General features: G+C 72.6%; 17 protein-coding genes. 8 read left to right on the top strand and 9 right to left on the bottom strand.

The features are described from left to right. Positions 1-4: 4 nt before the first annotated feature. Complete coding sequence (locus ACSIH6_RS13280; RefSeq protein WP_435108572.1) at positions 5-340, bottom strand: hypothetical protein; 336 nt, start codon at positions 338-340, stop codon at positions 5-7. A gap of 363 nt (positions 341-703) precedes the next feature. On the opposite strand from ACSIH6_RS13280, the gene ACSIH6_RS13275 reads away from it, so the two are divergent. The 6 genes from ACSIH6_RS13275 to ACSIH6_RS13250 all read left to right on the top strand — a co-directional run bounded on the left by ACSIH6_RS13275 (position 704) and on the right by ACSIH6_RS13250 (position 6,530). After that, a complete protein-coding gene (locus tag ACSIH6_RS13275; protein ID WP_435108571.1) occupies positions 704-1,912 on the top strand; it encodes a PLP-dependent cysteine synthase family protein in 1,209 nt (402 codons plus the stop codon). A 530-nt stretch (positions 1,913-2,442) separates the two neighbouring features. Next, complete coding sequence (locus tag ACSIH6_RS13270) at positions 2,443-3,165, top strand: response regulator transcription factor (RefSeq protein WP_435108570.1); 723 nt, start codon at positions 2,443-2,445, stop codon at positions 3,163-3,165. Between the two features lie 167 nt (positions 3,166-3,332). Continuing rightward, the gene (locus ACSIH6_RS13265; RefSeq protein ID WP_435108569.1) at positions 3,333-4,574 is read left to right on the top strand and encodes a cytochrome P450; all 1,242 of its coding nucleotides are present in this window, start codon (positions 3,333-3,335) and stop codon (positions 4,572-4,574) included. After that, positions 4,571-4,828, top strand: a complete 258-nt coding sequence (locus ACSIH6_RS13260; protein ID WP_435108568.1) for a ferredoxin — start codon at positions 4,571-4,573, stop codon at positions 4,826-4,828. Before ACSIH6_RS13265 ends, ACSIH6_RS13260 begins: the two co-directional genes overlap by 4 nt. Further along, the gene (locus tag ACSIH6_RS13255) at positions 4,825-6,054 is read left to right on the top strand and encodes an NAD(P)/FAD-dependent oxidoreductase (RefSeq protein ID WP_435108567.1); all 1,230 of its coding nucleotides are present in this window, start codon (positions 4,825-4,827) and stop codon (positions 6,052-6,054) included. Before ACSIH6_RS13260 ends, ACSIH6_RS13255 begins: the two co-directional genes overlap by 4 nt. Positions 6,055-6,275: 221 nt before the next feature. Next, positions 6,276-6,530, top strand: a complete 255-nt coding sequence (locus ACSIH6_RS13250; protein ID WP_017564573.1) for a glutaredoxin family protein — start codon at positions 6,276-6,278, stop codon at positions 6,528-6,530. A 109-nt stretch (positions 6,531-6,639) separates the two neighbouring features. On the opposite strand, the gene ACSIH6_RS13245 is transcribed toward ACSIH6_RS13250, so the two are convergent. Together ACSIH6_RS13245 and ACSIH6_RS13240 are read right to left on the bottom strand one after the other, a co-directional pair. Continuing rightward, a complete protein-coding gene (locus tag ACSIH6_RS13245; protein ID WP_435108566.1) occupies positions 6,640-7,923 on the bottom strand; it encodes an ArgE/DapE family deacylase in 1,284 nt (427 codons plus the stop codon). A 44-nt stretch (positions 7,924-7,967) separates the two neighbouring features. Then, the gene (locus ACSIH6_RS13240) at positions 7,968-9,326 is read right to left on the bottom strand and encodes an MFS transporter (RefSeq protein WP_435108565.1); all 1,359 of its coding nucleotides are present in this window, start codon (positions 9,324-9,326) and stop codon (positions 7,968-7,970) included. A 130-nt stretch (positions 9,327-9,456) separates the two neighbouring features. On the opposite strand from ACSIH6_RS13240, the gene ACSIH6_RS13235 reads away from it, so the two are divergent. Beyond that, positions 9,457-10,587 (top strand): PucR family transcriptional regulator, encoded by a 1,131-nt coding sequence (locus ACSIH6_RS13235; RefSeq protein ID WP_435108564.1) that lies wholly within the window; start codon positions 9,457-9,459, stop codon positions 10,585-10,587. A 258-nt stretch (positions 10,588-10,845) separates the two neighbouring features. Here ACSIH6_RS13235 and ACSIH6_RS13230 read toward each other — a convergent pair whose 3' ends face one another. From ACSIH6_RS13230 to ACSIH6_RS13205, 6 genes are read right to left on the bottom strand one after another with little or no spacing between them, the layout of a single operon-like run. Beyond that, positions 10,846-11,781, bottom strand: coding sequence for a fumarylacetoacetate hydrolase family protein (locus ACSIH6_RS13230; protein WP_435108563.1), 936 nt, complete (start codon positions 11,779-11,781; stop codon positions 10,846-10,848). A gap of 28 nt (positions 11,782-11,809) precedes the next feature. Continuing rightward, positions 11,810-12,748, bottom strand: coding sequence for a VOC family protein (locus ACSIH6_RS13225; protein ID WP_150253104.1), 939 nt, complete (start codon positions 12,746-12,748; stop codon positions 11,810-11,812). Beyond that, positions 12,745-13,758 carry an amidohydrolase family protein gene (locus ACSIH6_RS13220; RefSeq protein ID WP_435108562.1) on the bottom strand — a complete coding sequence of 338 codons (1,014 nt, stop codon included), beginning with the start codon at positions 13,756-13,758 and terminating at the stop codon, positions 12,745-12,747. The genes ACSIH6_RS13225 and ACSIH6_RS13220 overlap by 4 nt, the downstream gene beginning before the upstream one ends. After that, a complete protein-coding gene (locus ACSIH6_RS13215) occupies positions 13,755-14,882 on the bottom strand; it encodes an FAD-dependent monooxygenase (RefSeq protein WP_435108561.1) in 1,128 nt (375 codons plus the stop codon). The genes ACSIH6_RS13220 and ACSIH6_RS13215 overlap by 4 nt, the downstream gene beginning before the upstream one ends. Positions 14,883-14,892: 10 nt before the next feature. After that, positions 14,893-15,900, bottom strand: a complete 1,008-nt coding sequence (locus tag ACSIH6_RS13210) for a cyclase family protein (protein ID WP_435108560.1) — start codon at positions 15,898-15,900, stop codon at positions 14,893-14,895. Beyond that, complete coding sequence (locus ACSIH6_RS13205; protein WP_435108559.1) at positions 15,900-16,895, bottom strand: fumarylacetoacetate hydrolase family protein; 996 nt, start codon at positions 16,893-16,895, stop codon at positions 15,900-15,902. Before ACSIH6_RS13205 ends, ACSIH6_RS13210 begins: the two co-directional genes overlap by 1 nt. 114 nt (positions 16,896-17,009) lie before the next feature. Between ACSIH6_RS13205 and ACSIH6_RS13200 the strand changes: the two genes are divergently transcribed. Further along, positions 17,010-17,912 (top strand): LysR family transcriptional regulator, encoded by a 903-nt coding sequence (locus tag ACSIH6_RS13200; RefSeq protein ID WP_435108558.1) that lies wholly within the window; start codon positions 17,010-17,012, stop codon positions 17,910-17,912. The last annotated feature ends 120 nt before the right edge of the window (positions 17,913-18,032 follow it).

Here is an 18,032-nt window from a genome sequence, read left to right as displayed (position 1 = left end):
CTCCTCAGCTGTCACAGCTCTGACAGCGCCGTGTGGCGACCCGCTCGGTGTTGCCGTGCGTGGCGCGGGCGGGGGAGCCCCCGCCGAGGCGGCGCCACAGCTGCGGGTCGGGCTCGGGGATCCAGCCCCAGAGCGGGGCCTTGATCTCGGAGTCGGACTGGTGCAGGCAGCCCGGGCGGTGGGCCACGCCGCGCGGCGAGATGAGGATGGTGCCCCCTGGGAAGTGCGCGTCGCCAAGGGAGGAACCACCGTCCTGGGCGCGGGGGTTTCGGGCCTCGCGCACGAGCGAGCAGGCGCAGCCGCCACCGATGGGGAGTTCGCAGAAGTCACAGCGTTCCATGGCCTGATCATGCACGGGCCCGGTGACGAACGGGTCCCGCAGTGCTTGCCGGGCCGACACCGCACAGCTGTCGCGCCAGCTCGGGCGGTGTGTGGCCATTTCCGGCCACACACCGATCAGCCTCCCGACGGCGGTGGGCGGGCACGATCGTCGCTCGGTCGTTCGGTCGTTCGGTCGCTCGGTCAGGGAGGCGGCGACTTGTACTGCCGTGGTGGCGGCCCTTCCCGAACATGCGAAGAGGAGGAGCCGAAACCGTCCGCGGTGGCGCGGACCAAGGCTTCGAAACAGGACGGAATCGGAAGCCTGAGCAGCGATTTCGCCCCTGACCGGTCCCCGTGACCAAGGTGGGGGTAGCTCCGGCTCATGACCACGACACACAGCCAGCAGGACACCGCCGCCGTCACCACACGCATCGTCGACCACTACGACAGTCGCAAACGGGCCTGGGTGAAGGAGGCGGTCCGGCTGCTGCACGCCGACGCCACGCGTTCGGCGGACACGCACGTCTTCCAGTTCCCGCTCCCCGTGGAGTGGGGCATCGACCTCTACGTCAAGGACGAGTCCGTCCACCCCTCCGGCAGCCTGAAGCACCGCATGGCACGCGCGCTGTTCCTGCACGCGCTGTGCACCGGATGGGTCGAGCCCGGCACGCACGTGTTCGAGGCGTCCAGCGGCTCCACGGCGGTCTCCGAGGCCTACTTCGCCAAGCTCCTGGGGCTGAGGTTCACGGCCGTGGTGCCCAAGAGCACCAGCCAGGAGAAGGTGGACCTCATCGAGGCCTACGACGGGGAGGTCAGGAACCCCGGACCCGACGGCGACATCGAGAAGGAGGCCGCCCGCCTGGCCGCGGAGTCCCCCAAGGGCCACTTCATGGACCAGTTCACCTACGCCGAGCGCGCCTACGACTACCGCGACGACCACAACGTGGCGGCGACGATCTTCCGGCAGATCGCCGAGGAACGCCACCCCGACCCCAAGTGGATCGTGGTGGGGGCGGGTACCGGGGGCACGGGTGCGACCATCGGCCGTCACATCCGCTTCAGCCGCCGCGACACCCGGGTGTGCGTCGTCGACCCGCAGAACTCGGCGTTCTTCCCCAACTGGACGACCAACGAGGGCCGCCCCAAGAGCCAGTGGCCGAAGGACCCCTCGACCTGGATCAAGGGAAAGCCCTCCCACATCGAGGGGATCGGGCGTCCCGCGGTGGAGCCCTCGTTCCTGCCCGCCGTCGTCGACCGGATGATCTCGGTGCCCGACGCCGCCTCGATCGCGGCCATGCGCCTGCTCCTGTCGCGCCTGCGCCACCGTGCGGGGCCCTCGACCGGAACCAACCTGTGGGGCGCGCTGCGGATCGTCGCCGAGATGCTCTCCGACGGGGAGAGGGGCAGCGTCGTCATGCTCATGTGCGACCAGGGCGAGCGGTACATGCACAACTACTACGACGACACGTGGGTCGAGAAGGAGCTGAAGCTGGACCTGAAGCCGTACGCCAAGGTGCTGGAGGACTTCCTCTCGACCGGTCGCTGGAAGGAGCCCGAGGCCCCCGGCGTTCCCGCGGCGAGGAAGGCCTGAGGGCGGCCGCCGTTGGGGTGTGGGAGACCAGTGTCCGAGCTCCGCGTACACGGAGGCGAATTCACCGCCGACCCGACCAGGGTCCGGCCGTCGTGGTCGCGATGAGCGTTCTGCGCGACCGCTTCCGGTTCGTCGCGAACACGGTCGAGAACCTGCCGTTGCCGTCGCCGAAGCCGTACGGCCCCGGCGCTCCCCGGGACCCTCGCCGACGACCGGTCGCGGACTGCGGCATACTGTGTTCGGAGAGTTCCCACCGCGCCTCCTCGGTGGTGTGCTCCGGAGCCGGATCCCACGGGGCCGGGCGCACCGCCCCACCGGGGTGAGGACGACGCCCGACCAGGAGAGGGAGGGGACGATGCCCGCGCACCCTCGAAGCCCCGCACCGTCCTGCCCGTTCCCGCACGGCGGCCCGGCGTGACCACCGTGCCGGGCGCCGTGCACGGGGCACACGCCGGAAGCCGGACGCGAACGCCCGCCGGTGGGCGCACGCGCCGCACCGGACCGGTCGGCCTCGGCCGGAGGCCCCGCCCATGAGTGGGGCCCCCGGCGGGGAGCGCCCCGCCTTCCGAGGCGTCCCCAAGGGGGACGGCGAGCACCTTCTCCTGGTCGCCGAGGACCCGGACGTGGTCGAACTGCTCCACCCGACCCTCGAACTGGCGGGCTACGACGTGGAGACGGTGGCCACCGGCGCCGCCGCGGTGGCGCGTATGGAGCGGACCCGGTTCGAGCTGGTCATCGTCGACACCCTGCTGCCCGACCTGCTGGACATCCCCCGCAGGCGCCGCCGCAACGGCGGCACCCCGGTGCTCTTCCTGGCCACGAGCGACTTCCTGGACCGGATCCTGCCCGAGGTCGGGCTGAGCGGGGAGGACTACGTCACCAAGCCGTTCCGGATCACCGACGTCCTCGCCCGCGTCTGGCTCCTGCTGCGGGGGCGGAGCGTGGGCTGTGCGGAACCGGAACTGCGCCACGGGGACCTGGTCCTGGACGACACCACCTGCCGGGCCCGGCGCGGTTCCCGCGAGCTCGCCCTCACCCCCGCCGAGTACCGCCTGCTGCGCCACCTGCTGGTCAACGCCGGGCGGGTGCTGTCGAAGGAGCACATCGCCGACCACCTGTGGGGGGAGTTCCGCGGCGACAACGCGATCGAGCGGCTCGTCTCGCGGCTGAGGCGCAAGGTCGACGGAGACGAACCCTCGCTGATCCACACCCACCGGGGTTTCGGCTACGCCCTGAGCAGCCTGCGCCGGTAGCGGCGCCCGTGGGCCTGAGGACATCCGCTGTGCCCGAACCCGGGTGTGGCCTGGGTCACGTCAGGTTCTGGTCAGGTTACTGTCCGGGACGCGTCAGCCGGTTCTGCTTGCATCGAGCGCGACTATCCCCCGAACGCGCTGCACCGAGCATGAAACGGAGGAGGCTCGTGACTGAGAGCACCGGCTCCCGGGCCGACGAGGCCGAGCGAGGGGTCCCCGAGTACCCCTCTCCCCGGGACGGGCGCTGCCCGTTCCACCCGCCCGCGACCGTGCGGCGGATGACGGCGGACACGCCCGTGACCAAGGTGCGGATCTGGGACGGCAGCACGCCCTGGCTGATCACCCGGTACGCCGACCAGCGGGCCCTGCTCACCGATCCGCGGCTGAGCATCGACGAGAAACTCCCCAACTACCCGCACATGACACGGGGCCGTGCGGAGTCCGCCAAGCACACGCCGTCGCTGATCACCAACACCGACGCCCCCGAGCACACCCGGCTCCGCCGCACGGTCAACGCCCCCTTCACCGTCAAGCGCGTCGAGGCGCTGCGCCCCGAGATCCAGCGGATCGTCGACGGGCTGGTGGACGACATGCTGGCCGGACCCAACCCCGCCGACCTGGTCACGGCGCTGGCCCTGCCGGTCCCCACGCTGGTGATCAGCAAGATGCTCGGCGTTCCCTACGACAGGCACGAGTTCTTCCAGACCAACAGCAACATACTGGTCAGCCACACGTCCACCGCGCAGCAGGTGAACGAAGCGGGCGGAGCGCTGGGCGCCTACATCGGCGAGCTGCTCGAACGCAGGATCGCCGAACCCGCCGACGACATCCTCTCGGAGATGGCGGCCCGGGTGACGGCCGGCGAGATGACGGGCACGGAAGCCGTGACCATGGGCACGGCCATCCTCATCGCGGGCCACGAGACCAGTGCCAACATGATCTCCCTGGGCACGCTCGCGCTGCTGCGCAACCCCGAACAGCTCGACGCGCTGCGCTCGGCCGAGGACCCCAGGACCGTCGCCAAGGCGGTCGAGGAACTGCTGCGCTACCTGACCATCGTGCACACCGGAGTCCGCCGCATCGCCGTGGAGGACATCGAGGTCGGCGGCCAGGTCATCCGGGCCGGGGACGGTGTGGTCTTCGACGTCTCCGCCGCGAACTGGGACGCGCGGGAGTTCCCCGAGCCGGAGCGGCTCGACCTGGGGCGCGCCGCCCGCCAGCACCACGCCTTCGGCTACGGGGCGCACCAGTGCCTGGGCCAGACGCTCGCCCGCGTCGAACTCCAGGTCGTCTACGGCACCCTGTACCGCCGGATCCCCACGCTCCGCCTGGCCGTCCCGTTCGAGGAGGTCGAGTTCGCGTTCGAAGGGGTCGCCTACGGCCTGCGCTCCCTTCCCGTCACCTGGTGACCGCCGTGCCCGTGAACAGCGTGGAGGGTGCGGACAGCAAGGAGAGGAACAACCGCATGCGTGTGGAACTGGACGAACCCAAGTGCGTGGCCTCGGGACAGTGCGTCGTCGCGGCCCCCGACGTCTTCGACCAACGGGACGAGGACGGGGTGGCGGTCGTCCTCCAGGACACACCCCCCGACGAGGTCCTGGAGGACGTGCGCGAGGCCGTGGCCGTCTGCCCGGCGGCGGCCCTGCGCCTGGTGGGCGAGTGAGGAGCGTCGCCGTGGTCGGGGCTTCGGCCGCCGGTCTCGCCGCGGTCGAGACCCTGCGCCGCGAGGGCTTCGAGGGCACGGTCACGCTCGTCGGCGACGAGCCCCACGCCCCCTACGACCGGCCGCCGCTGTCGAAGCAGATCCTGGACGCGCGGTGGGAGCCCGACCGGCTGCCGCTGCGTTCGACGGCCCAGTTGGAGGGACTCGACGTCCGGCTGCGCCTGGGCGCCGAGGCCACCGGACTCGACCTGGACGCCCGCGCGGTCGAACTGGCCGACGGCGGGTGCGTGGCCTTCGACGGACTGGTCGTGGCGACGGGGGTCCGGCCGCGGCGGCTGCCCGGCACCGGCGGCCACGTGCTGCGCACCCTGGACGACGCCCTGGCACTGCGGTCCCGGCTGGCGCCCGGGCGCCGTCTGGTCGTGGTCGGCGCCGGTTTCCTGGGCGCCGAGGTCGCCGCGGCGGCCCGCGGCCTCGGCTGCGAGGTCACGCTGCTCGAACCCGCCCCGGTCCCGCTGTCCCACGCGGTCGGTGAGGACGTCGGGCGGGTCCTGTCGCGGGTCCACACCGAGCACGGTGTGGCCCTGCGTACCGGCGTCAGCGTGGTCGGCGTCCGCGACGACCGCGTGCTGCTCGACGGCGGCGAGGCCGTCGGCGCCGACGAGGTCCTCCTCGCCGTGGGCTCACTGCCCAACACGGACTGGCTCCAAGGCAGCGGTCTGACGGTCGTCGACGGCCTCGTCTGCGACGAGTACTGCGCGGCCGCGCCCGGGGTGTACGCCGCCGGGGACGTCGCGCGCTGGCACAACCCGCTTTTCGGCGTGTCCATGCGGGTCGAGCACCGCACCCACGCGGCCGAGCAGGGGATGGCCGCCGCCCGCAACCTGCTGGCCGCGGGGGAGGGCGGGGAGGGCAGGCCCTTCGCGCCCGTGCCCTACTTCTGGTCCGACCAGTACGACATGAGGATCCAGGCCTACGGCCACCTGCGTGGCCACGACGAGGTCGCGGTCGTCGACGGCGACCTCGGCGAGCGCCGGTTCGTCGCCGCCTACCGCACGGGCGAGCGGCTGACCGGAGTCCTCGCCGTGGGCACCTCGCCGAAGGTCCTCCGCTCCTGGCGGCGGGCGATCGCCGAGCGGGCCGCCTGGCACGACGCTGTGGGCGGTGCCACGACGGCGGGCCGAGGAACTGACAGGGAGGCCGTGGGCGATGCCGGAACCGGATGAGCGTGAGGAGGTCACCCCTGTCTCGTACCGGTTTTGCCGGAGGCTTCGAACCAACGCCTCGCCTTCTGTTGATCCGGCCTGCTGCCCGTAGAAGTCGTCCTCGAACTCCGCCGGTGGGACCAGGCCGATCCCGCCGTGCAGGCGGCGTTACTCGCCGCCCCGGGGCGGGCGGGCCGGGCCGTCGGGCACACTGGCGTGGTGACCACCCCAGGGGAGGACGAGTGAACGAGGCGGCGATCCGCGTCTACGGGGCCGACTGGTGCCGGGACTGCCGACGGACGAAGAAGCAGCTGACCGAACTGGCGGTGCCCTTCGAGTACGTCGACGTCGAGCACGACCCGGCGGCCACGGAGCGGGCCCGGGAGATCTCGGGGCGGACGAACATCCCGGTGGTCGTCTACCCGGACGGGACCCACCACGTCGAGCCGGACAACGCGCGGGTCGAGGCCAAGCTCCGCGAGTTGTCGGTGATCTGACGACGGTGCCGCCCGCGCGCGCGGGCGGCACCGTCCCCGTCCGCGCCCCGTCAGCGCCTCATGCGCGTCACGGGTGCTCGGGGCGCCCGTCCCCCGGACGGCCCCGGCCTCAGGCGGTCTCCTCCAGACCGCACCACTGCGCGATGAACAGGGCGATGGACTTGGTGATCCGCCGCACGGACTCGACGTCGACGCGCTCGTCGTACCCGTGGATGGCCTCCGAGGCCGGCCCGTAGACCAGCGCGGGGATCCCCTGGTACAGGGCGTAGACGCGGCCGTCGAGGTAGCCGGGGGTGGTGAAGGTCCGCAGTTCGTCCTTGAAGACGGTCCGGTGGGCCTCGCGCAGCACGTTCTCGGCGTCCGTGCCCTCGGGCAGGACGTAGCCCTCGGCGTAGAAGCCGGTCCGCTCGCCCACGGCCTCGATGGGGTTGCCCGCGTCGTCGGTGGTGGTGCCCCGCAGCACCTCCTGGATCTGCTCCCAGGCGTCGTCGGCGCTCACCCCCGGGTAGATCGCCGCCCGGACCTGGAGCTCGCACCAGGCGGGGACGCTCGACGGCCAGTCGCCGCCGCTGATCCCGCCGAGGTTGAAGTTGATGGGGTGGTCCAGGTCCTCGAAGTGGGGGTGGCTCCCCTTCTCGTCGTTCCAGCGCTGTTCGAGGACGCGCAGCCGCCCCATCACGTGGTGCGCCGCGTCGATCGCGTTGAACCCCGACGCCATCTCCCGCGGGTGCGTGGGGTGTCCCGCGACTCGCACGGTGAACCAGATGACGCCGACGTTGGCGCGGACCAGCATGTCCTCCTCGGGCTCGGGGATCAGGACGGCGTCGGCGGTGTATCCGCGCTGGACCGTCGCCAGCGCGCCGTTGCCGGTGCACTCCTCCTCCGCCACGGACTGGAAGTGGATGCGCCCGGCGGGGGAGAATCCGGCCGCGCGCACGGCGTCGTAGGCGAACAGGTTGGCCGCCAGCCCCGCCTTCATGTCACCGCTGCCCCGGCCGTGGAGCCAGCCGTCGATGACGGGGGCGTCCCACGGGGAGCGGGACCACTCTCCGACGGGGCCCTCGGGGACCACGTCGATGTGGCCGTTGAGGATCAGCGAGCGGCCTCCGCCCCGGGCGGGGGTGTGGGTGCCCACCACGTTCTCGACGCCCTCGTAGGAGACCGTGATCCTTCCGGCGCCGGGGTGGGTGGAGATCTCCTCCGGGTCGAGTTCCCACCGGTCCATGGCCAGTCCCCGCCGCTCCATGGCCTCGTGCATCAGGTCCTGCGCCGAGGACTCCCGGGTGCGCAGGGAGGGGTGGCGCACGAGTTCCCGGGTGAAGGCCAGCTGGGCGTCGAAGGCGTCGTCGACCGCAGCTTCGATGCGCGCGACGACGTCGGGTGCGAGGTTCATGTGGTTCTCCTGTGCTGGGGCTGTGGTCGGTGCGGGCGGGCGGTTCACGCCGTGGCCCGGGTGTCCGCGGCGGCCCGGGTGTTGGCGGCGGCGCGGATGTCCGCGACCCTGATCCGCTCGCCGGCCAGGCCGCCGAGCGCGGTGACGGCGCAGATACCGATGAGGACCAGTACCGCCGGCCAGGACGCGCCGTCGTCCACGGCCAGGAGCGCGGTGGCGATGAGCGGGAGGAACCCGCTGAGGGTTCCGGCGAGGTTGTAGCCCAGGGACACGCCGCTGTAGCGCAGCCGGGGCGGGAAGAGGTCGGCCAGCAGGGTGCCGGTGACGGCGTAGGCCAGGGTGATGAGGCAGATGCCGATGGTCACCGCGGCGGTGATCGCCCACGGGTCGGCGGTGTCGATGAGCCAGAACAGGGGGAACGCGGCCACGGCGGTGGCCACGGCACCGATCACCGTCATCCGGCCGGGGCCGAAGCGCTCGGCCGCGCGCCCGGCGACCAGGGTCGTGACGATCTGGAAGAGGGCGGCGACGAGCGTGGCGTTCACGACCACCTGGCGGTCGACCTCCAGGACGGTGGAGGCGTAGGAGACCACGAAGGTCGTCATCACGTAGAAGCCGCCGACCCCCAGCAGCGCCGCGGCCACCGCCACGAGCAGGCGGCCCCCGGCCTCGCGGAACAGGGCCACGGCGGGCACCTTGGCGCGGTCCTCCATCTGCACCAGCTCCTGGAAGACGGGGGACTCCTCCACCTTGAGGCGGATGTAGAGGGCGATGCCCAGCAGCGGGAACGCGGCGAGGAACGGCAGGCGCCACCCCCAGGCGTCGAAGTCGGCCGCGGGCAGCGTCAGCACCGCGGCGAAGGCGGCCGAGGAGATGAGCGTGCCGACCGGGGAGCCGATCTGGACCAGGGCGGCGTACCGGGCTCGCTGGCGCTCGGGTGCGTGCTCGATGGCGATGGTGATGGCGCCGCCCCATTCGCCGCCCACGGCCAGCCCCTGTAGGAGCCGCAGGACCGCGAGCAGGATCGGCGCGGCGATCCCGATCGCCAGGTAGTCGGGGATCACGCCGATGAGCCCGGTCGCGCAGCCGATCATGACGATGGTCACCAGCAGCGCGGGGCGCCGGCCGTAGCGGTCTCCGATGGAGCCGAAGATCAGGGACCCGATGGGCCTGGCGGCGAAGCCCACGCCGAAGGTCGCCAGCGCCGCCATGAGGCCCGCGCCCGGGTCGAGGTCGGTGAAGAACAGGCGGTTGAAGACCAGCGCGGCGGCCGTGCCGAACAGGAAGTAGTCGTACCACTCCAGGGCTGTTCCGACGAAGGCCGCGAAGGCGATGCGCCTGGCGTCGGCCGCGTTGACCTTCGGTGCTCTCGCTCCGGCCGGGGCCGGGTCGGGCTGTGGCATGTGATCCTCCGGGAGATGTGCACCGGTCGGACGGGACGTGAACGACCAGGTGTGATGCCGATCATCGTCTTGGAAAAAACGCACCTCCACAAGCGCATAACCCAACGAGAACACCGCCTAGAATGTGCACATGCACAAAACAGCACCGTCGGGCGTCATCCCCCGCGCCGCGCAGGCGTGCCTGGAGGAGCTGGAGTCCATCGCCTGGGCCTACGTCCGCAGGGTCCGCGAGCTGACCGGGTACGCCGAGACCGTCATCGACGACGCCGAGCTGTACGGCACGGCCCGGTCCACGCTCGAACTCCTCCTGGAACTCCTGCGGGGACAGGACCGCCACGGCGAGCTGCGCGCCCACTCGATCGGGGTCGGGCGCTCCCGCGCCCGCCGCGGCATCCCCCTGGAGTCGCTGCTGCGGGCCGTACGCATGGACTTCCGCTTCCTCTGGGAGGCGATGCGCGCCCACGTCACCGAGGCCGACTTCCGCGACTTCTCCGAGGAGGTCATCTCGATCTGGGAGGCGGTGGAGGTGCACACCACGCACGTGCAGACCGGCTACACCGACGAGATCGCGCGGATGCGCGCGGAACTGGAGCTGGAGCACGCCTTCCTCCTCCGGCACCTGCTGAGCGGCTCCGGCGAGGACACGCGCCTGAACGAGCAGGCGGCGCGGGCCCTGGGCCTGCGCCCCGACGGCGTCCACCTCGTCCTGGTGGCCAACGGCAACCGCGCGCGCGACTTCCGGGGCTGGGTCGGCGAGGCGCTTCCCGGGGCGGTCCTGCTCCGCCTGGACGGGGTGGAGTTCGCCATCGTCCCCGCCGGGGACGCCGCGGGCGCGGTCCGGGAGGCGCTGCTGAGGGAACCCGTCGGGATCTCCCCGAGCGCCCACGGCATCGGGGAGATCGCCCCGATGTGGCGGCTCGCCCGGGAGCTGGCGGAGTGGGCGCGGCCCGGCGCGGCGGCCACGGTCGAGAACCACTGGACCCGGTTGGCGGGCGCGTGCCTGGGCCCGGCCGCCGAGGCCTTCGCCCGGGACGTGCGGGAGGCGCTCGGGGGGTTCACCGAACGCGAGGTCGACCTACAGGTCGAGACGGTCCAGGCCTACTACCGGACCGGTTCGGTGACCGAGGTCGCGCAGGCGATGTTCTGCCACCGCAACACGGTGATCAACCGCCTGCGCCGCTTCGCCGATGCCACCGGACTCGACGTCACCAGACCGGTCGACGCGTCCGCGGCCCACCTCGCCCTGACCGTCCTCCGCTAGGCCTTCGGCCGCTCACCCTCATCCGGCCCGGCGCACCCAGGACCACCCGGCCGTCCGGCGGCCCTCGTGTCCCCAGGTCTCACAGGCCGTACCCGGAACCCGACGCGGGCGCCTCAGGGACAGGGCGACGGCGGTGGCCGACGCTGGCCGCGTACGGCCCCGGTCACCACGGTGACCTCGTCGCGCAGGTGTTCCACGGTCCTCCTCTCCTGTGAGCGTGGTCCGGTCGGCAGGGACCGGCCGGACCGCGCTCTCGGCTCAGGGACGGTCGCGGGGGCGCCTGCGCGCCCCGCGCACGGGCTCCGGCTTCCTCCCGGCGACCACAGTGTTGGACACGGTGCCGACGCCCTCCACGGTCAGCGTGACCGTGTCGCCCGGGACGAGTGGAGGCGGGTCCTGGCGCCCGCTGCGCCCCCACAGCTCTGCCAGGCACCCGCCGTTGCCGCAGGTGCCCGAACCGAGGACGTCGCCCGGGCGCACCCGCGCACCGCGCGAGGCGTGGGCGAGCATCTCCTCGAAGGTCCAGCTCATGTTGGACAACAGGTCTCTGCCGACCACCTCACCGTTGACCTCCGCCGTCAGGGTCAGACGCAGGAAGCCCTCCGCGTCGCGGTGGGGCTCCAGTTCGTCGGCGGTGACCAGCCAGGGACCGAGCGTGGAGGCCGTGTCCTTGCCCTTGCAGGGCCCCAGCCCCACCTGCATCTCGCGTGACTGGAGGTCGCGCGCCGACCAGTCGTTGAACACCGTGTAGCCGAAGACGTGTTCGCGCGCCCGCTCCGGCGTGAGGTCCGAGCCCCCGCGCCCGACGACCGCGGCCACCTCCAGCTCGAAGTCCAGTACCCCGCACCCCGGCGGGACCGGCACGTCGTCGTACGCCCCCACCAGGGACGCCGGGTTGGTGAAGTAGAAGGTCGGCGCGTCGTACCAGGCGTCCGGCACACCCGCCTGCCCGCTCACGCTGCGGCGCACGCCCTCGACGTGCTCCTCGAAGGTGACGAAGTCGCGCACCGAGGGCGGTTCCAGGGGCGGCAGCAGCCGCACCCGGGCCAGGGGCACGGGCGCCCCCGTCGCGGGCACGGGGGCGCCGCCGACGAGGTCGAGCAGGTCGGCGCCCTCCGGGAAGGGCAGGACCTCCTCCCCCTCGACCGCGCCGCAGCGGCGCAGGCCCTCGTGCTCGTAGGTGGCCAGTCGCATGGTTCTCTCCCGTGGGTGGGTGTCGGGGCTACATCGGAGGGGCGACGAAGCAGCCGCGGTCGGGGTCGTTGAACGACTCCTTGGCGACGAACTCGTCCATCGGGTTGGCCGTCCCCCACTGGTCGGTGACGTCGGGGTCCGAGAAGTCGTACATGTGGGGGTGCCAGGTGTCCTCGTCGAGGCGCTCCAGCTCGGTGGTGTACTCCAGGGTGTTGCCGTGCGGGTCCATGAAGTAGGAGAAGGTGTTGTTGCCCGCCATGTGGCGTCCCGGCCCCCAGATCTTGCGCACGCCCGCGCGCAGCAGGCGTCCGGTGCCGCGCATGTACTCGTCGATGCCGCGCATCTCGAAGGAGACGTGGTGCAGGGAGGCGTGCGGCCCCTGTGCGATGGCGATGCTGTGGTGGGTCGGGTTGCACCGCATGAAGTGCATGACCCTGCCCATGCGCGGGTGCATGAGGGTGTCCGAGAGCGCGAAGTCCAGGTGCCGCTCGTACCAGGCGCGGGTGCGGTCCAGGTCCGGGGAGTTGAGCACGACGTGGGAGAGCCGGACGGGGACGGACTCCTTCTCCTCCACCTTGCGGTGCCGGCGCACGGCCACGTCGGCGGAGACCTCGATGGTGCGCCCGTCCACGTCGAAGAACCGGACCCCGTAGCCGCCGCCGGGGGTGTCCACTGCCCCCGGCTCGCTGACCATCCGCACGCCCGCCCCGATCAGGCGGTCGGCGAGGGCGTCCACGTCGGCGGGCGAGGCCGCGCCGAAGGCCACCAGGTCGATCCGCTTCTCCTCGGCCCGGCGCAGCCGGACCACGTAGTTCTCCGGGGAGCCCTCGGCGGCGAGGAAGGACACGCCCGTGTCGGTCTCGGCCTCGGTCAGCTTCCACATGTCGGTGAAGAACTTCTGCTGCCTGTCGAAGTCGGGCACCGCGAGCGCGACGTGCCTGAGGTGGGTGATGAGCCGCTCGGTCATGGGTATTCCTCCGTGGGTGTGTCGGTGGTCAGGTCCAGGAGCGCCGCGGCGTTGCCGCCGCTGATCCCGGCGAACGCGACCGGGTCCAGCCCGGCCGAGCGCAGCGCCGCCACGGGCGCGTCGGCACCCATGTCGAAGGGGTGGTCCGAACCCAGCAGGACCCGGTCGGCGCCCGCCGCCTCCACCAGGTGGCGCAGGACGGCGGGGTCGTGGACCAGGGAGTCGAACCACATGCGCCGCAGGTAGGAGCTGGGAGGGTCCGCGCAGCCCCGGGCGTCGGGGCGCACCCGCCAGCCGTGGTCGGCGCGGCCCAGGTGGGTGGGCAGGTAGCCGCCGCCGTGGGCGGCCACGACCCGCAGACCGGGGTGGCGGTCCAGGACCCCGGAGAAGACCAGGTGGGACAGGGCCACGGCGTTCTCGGCGGGCTGTCCGACGATGTTGGACAGGTACCAGCGGTCCAGGCGTTCGTCGAGCGTGCAGCCGAAGGGGTGCAGGAACAGCACCGCCCCGGTGGCGGCGGCCCGCGCCCACAGCGGTTCGTAGGCGGGGTCGGACAGCTCCCGGCCGGGGGCGTGCGAGGAGATCTCCACGCCTCTGAGCCCGAGGGAGAGGGCGTGGTCGAGCACCTCCGCGGCCAGTTCCGGGTGCTGGAGCGGGACCAGGCCCAGGCCCAGCAGCCGGTCGGGGGCGCGGGAGCAGTGCTCGGCCACCCCCTCGTTGGCCAGCCGGTGCGCGCGCTCGGCCAGCGCGGACCCGGCCCAGTAGTGGTAGTGCGAGGGCGAGGGGCTGACGAGCTGCACGTCCACACCGGCGGCGTCCATGTCGGCGAGCCGGGCGGACACCTCGGTCAGGCGGCTCAGCCGCTCACCGATCATGCGCCCGCTGACGCGCAGGGATTCCTCGCCGTTGCGGCGCGCGTCCAACGCCCTGTGTTCGTCGTGGCCGGGCTGACCGGCGACCGCCGCCTCCACCCCGGGGAGCAGGACGTGGGCGTGGACGTCGATGATCACGGCAGCTCCGAGACCAGCGCGGAGACCTTGCGCATCATGCCGGGCACGTCGGCGTCGCGGATCCCGTCCAGCTGCCAGCGGGCCAGGGTCACCGACGCCTCCACGACGGTGCGGGCGCGTTCGAGGCGGCGGGCCGTGAACGCGTCGAACAGGGTCTGGTCGACGGTGTCGGCGGCCAGCAGCAGTTCGGCCAGGACCAGGGCGTCCTCCAGCCCCTGGGCGGCGCCCTGGGCGAGGGTGGGCGGGCAGGCGTGCGCGGCGTCGCCGACGAGCACCACCCGGCCGCGGTTCCACGGCGCCTCCACCAGCAGGGACTCGAACCACGTGTAGTTGACCCGGTCGGAGGCGGCGATGTCGGCGCGGATCTCGTCCCACACCCCGCCGTAGCCCTCCGACAGCGCGCTCATGTGCCCGGCCCGTTCCCGCTCGGTGAGGTCGGTGTGCGTGCGGGACCGCTCCACCAGGTAGGCGTACATGGTGTCCTGGCCGGTGGGGCAGTAACCCGCGATGAAGCACGGTCCCCCGTAGACGAGGTCGGTGCGCTCCACGCTCTCCGGGCGGCGGGTGTGGATGCGCCAGATCCCCATGCCGTTGGGCTCCGGGCGCACGTCGATCCCGATCATGCGGCGCACGGTGGAGCGGATCCCGTCCGCTCCCACGACCACGTCGTAGCGTTCGGCGGTGCCGTCGGAGAGCCGTGCCTCCACGCCGTCCGGGTGCTCGGCCAGGCCACGCACGGTCAGCCCGTGGCGGATGCGCGCCCCGGCGGAGCGGGCCGCCCCGGTCAGGATCGCGGCCAGTTCGGGGCGGTTCATGCCGACGGTCGCGGGCAGGTCGGGGCCGCCGGTGCGCACGTCGGGGATCTCCGCCAGCAGGGTTCCGTCGGGGGCGCGCATGCCCAGGCTGTCGAAGGCGAAGCCCGCCTCGGCGACCTCCTCCCACACGCCGAGTTCGCGCAGCACCCGCAGGGCGTTGCCCTGGACGGTGATGCCCGAGCCGAGGGTGTCGGCGTCGGAGCGGAGCTCGGCGACGTCCACGCGCACGCCCCCGCGGGCGAGCAGGATCGCCAGGGCCAGACCGGATGTCCCGGCCCCGACGATCAGGGCGTTGCTTACGGCTGCCATGGGGGGTACCTCACTTGACGGCGACGGGGTTGACGGGGGAGCCGACCGCCCCGGTGAACGGGATCGGTGCGGCGGTCAGGAAGAACTCGTGGACGCCGTCGGCCGCGCAGTGCGCCGCGAGCGCGTCCAGGTCCCACATCTCGCCGATGAGCAGGCCGATGTGGGGGATGGCCACCTGGTGCAGGGGCTGGAAGGCGTGGTCGAACTCGTTGGGGCGCACCTCGAAGCCCCAGGTGTCGGTGGCGATCGCCGCGATCTCGGTGGAGTGCAGCCAACCGGCGGTGGTGAACGACAGCCCCGGTGCGGGGCCGCCCGCGTAGTCGCCCCACCCCTGCCTGCGGGCGCGGGTGAGCTGGCCGGTGCGCACGCACACGATGTCGCCCCGGCCCACTTCGACCCCGTGCGCGGCCGCCGTGGCCTCCAGGTGCGCGGCGGTGACGGCGAAACCGTCCGGAAGCTCGCCGTTCTCGCCCAGCACCCGGCCCACGTCCAGCAGCACGCCCCGACCGGCCACGGGCGAGGCCATGTGCTCGATACCGGTGACCCGGTCGCCCTCGGAGGTGACCACCCGCGCGGCGTCGCGGCCGTTCCAGGCCCTGCCGTGGTCGAAGATGTGGCCGAGCCCGTCCCACTGCGTGGAGCACTGGAGCGGCATGGACACCACGTCGTCGGCGCCGCCGATGCCGTGCGGGAAGCCCTGGGTGCCCCGGGCCGCGTCCACACCGGTGTCGAGCATGGTGTGCACGGGGTTGGTCCGGCGCCGCCAGCCCTTCTGCGGGCCGTCCATGTCGAAGCGCTGGGACAGGGAGAAGCTCGCTCCGAGGCGGACCAGCCCCGCGGCCTCGCGGCGCCTGGCCCGGTCGATGAAGTTGACGGTGCCCAGGACGTCGTCCGGCCCCCAGCGCCCCCAGTTGGAGTACCTGCGCGCCGCCTCGGCGACCGCGCCCTCGGGGTCGGTGCGGTCGGGCGCCGCGTCCTCGGTGCGGCCCGGTGCCGTGTCGTCGGCGCGGTCCGTCATCACGCCTCCTCCGCCACGCAGGTGTTGCGCTGGGTGCCCAGGCCGGTGATGGTGCCCTCCATGACGTCGCCGGGGCGCAGCAGGCGTCCCCAGTGCATGCCGTTCCCGGCGGGGCTGCCGGTCAGGACCAGGTCGCCGGGGCGCAGTTCGACGGTCTGGGAGGCGTGGGAGACCAGGCGGGCGACGTCGAAGACCATGTCCCTGGTCGACTCGTTCTGCATCGCCTCGCCGTTGAGCCGCAGGGTCACCCGCAGGTCGCCGGGGTCGGTGACGAACTCGGCGGGGACCAGGTACGGGCCCAGGGGGGTGAAGGTGGGGGCGTTCTTGGCGCGCAGCCAGTCGGTGCCGATCTCGGGCATGTCCCGGCGGAAGACCAGTTCGCGGGCGGTGACGTCGTTGGCGATGGTGTAGGCGGCCACGTGCTCCAGCGCCCGTTCGGGGGAGACCCGGAAGGCGGGCTCGCCGATTACCGCGGCCAGCTCCAGCTCCCAGTCGGGCTTGGTGCACCAGCTCGGGATGACCACGTCGTCGTAGGGGCCGGTCACCGCGGAGGGCAGGCCCACGAACACGTACGGCTGGTCCTCGGCGGCCCGGCGGTCCATCAGGGCGGCGACCTCGGCGCGCACCCGCTCAGGCGGACGGCCGTCCTCGGGCTCGTGGGCGACGGCCAGGTCGATGACGTGGGTGCGGTAGTTGGCCCCCGACTGGAGGATCTGGCGCGGCCGGACGGGGGCGTGGACCCGCAGGTCGGCGAGCCGGTGCCAGCCGCTGCCGCCGCCGGAGGCCGCCAGTTCGCGCAGGACGGGCAGGACCCCGTCCCAGCGCTCCAGCAGGTCCCGGGTGCCGGGGTTGGCGCCCGGCGCCCCCCGCAGGCCGGACACGGTCCGCAGGTCGAGGACCTCCTCGTCCGTGACCAGTCCCGGGAAGGGGACGCCGCCGCCGACGGAGAAGGTGCCGAGGGCGAAGGTGCGGGCGGGTGAGGGATCTGTTGCCACGGTGTTTCCTTCCGGTGTGATGCCACTAACATCGGTCACCCGGAGGGATTTGTGAAATAGATCTCCCGTATGGACGGTATCCACACAGCGGATAAACGCAGGGAGGAAGTACGCGTGAACATCGCGAACCTGGACCTCAATCTGCTCGTCGCCCTGCGCGCGCTGCTGGAGGAGCGCAACGTCACCAGGGCGGGGGAGCGCATCGGGCTGAGCCAGCCCGCGACCAGCGCGGCCCTGGCCAGGCTGCGCCGCCACTTCTCCGACGAACTCCTGGTGCGCAGGGGCAACCGCTACGAGCTGACGCCCCTGGGCCACGCCCTGCGGGTGCCCGCGGCCAACGCCTGCTCGGTCATGGAGCGGCTCTTCAGCAGCCGCGCCCACTTCCATCCCGACACCGAACAGCGGGACTTCACGTTGTTGGCCTCGGACTACGCCATCGCGGTCTTCGGGGCTCGGCTGTCCCGCGCGCTCCACGCCGAGGCGCCGGGCGTGCGGCTGCACTTCCGCCAGACGCCCTCCACGATCGTGGAGGCCACCGAGAGCGTGCTCGGGGGAGTGGACGGCGTCCTGATGCTGCACGGGGTGATCAGCGGCTACCCCACCGTGGAGCTGTACCGAGACGAGTGGGTGTGCCTGGTCGACGCCGACAACGACGCCGTGGGCGAGGCGGTCACCATGGACGACCTGGCGCGGCTGCCGTGGGCCGTCTACCAGCGTCCCTACGACGCCCCGGTCACCCACCAGCTGGGCATGCTGGGCCTGGACCCGCGCGTGGAGGTCTCCGCGCACAGCTTCCGGCTGCTCCCCGACCTGGTCCGCGGCACGCGCAGGGTGGCGCTGGCGCAGCGTCGGCTGGTGGAGCACACGGCCGAGCGCGAGGGGCTGCGCGCGCTGGCCTGCCCGTTCCCGGCGGCACCGATCCGGGAGGCGCTGTGGTGGCACCCGGTGCACCGACACGACGCGGCCCACACCTGGCTGCGCGAGACCGCGGCCCGGGTGGCGGCCGAGCTGGGTTGACGCGGCGTCCGGAAAAGGTGCACCGGCCCGCTCCCGTTCGCCGTGACGCTTCTTGTACCTATGGCGAGATGGCGAGGTTGGAGCGCCGAAGCGCGCTACAAGTACAAGATCATCCGGGGT

Origin of the sequence: Nocardiopsis synnemataformans (genome assembly GCF_965343085.1) — a bacterium.
Taxonomy (GTDB): domain Bacteria; phylum Actinomycetota; class Actinomycetes; order Streptosporangiales; family Streptosporangiaceae; genus Nocardiopsis; species Nocardiopsis alborubida.
This window is presented reverse-complemented; position numbering and strand designations above follow the sequence as displayed.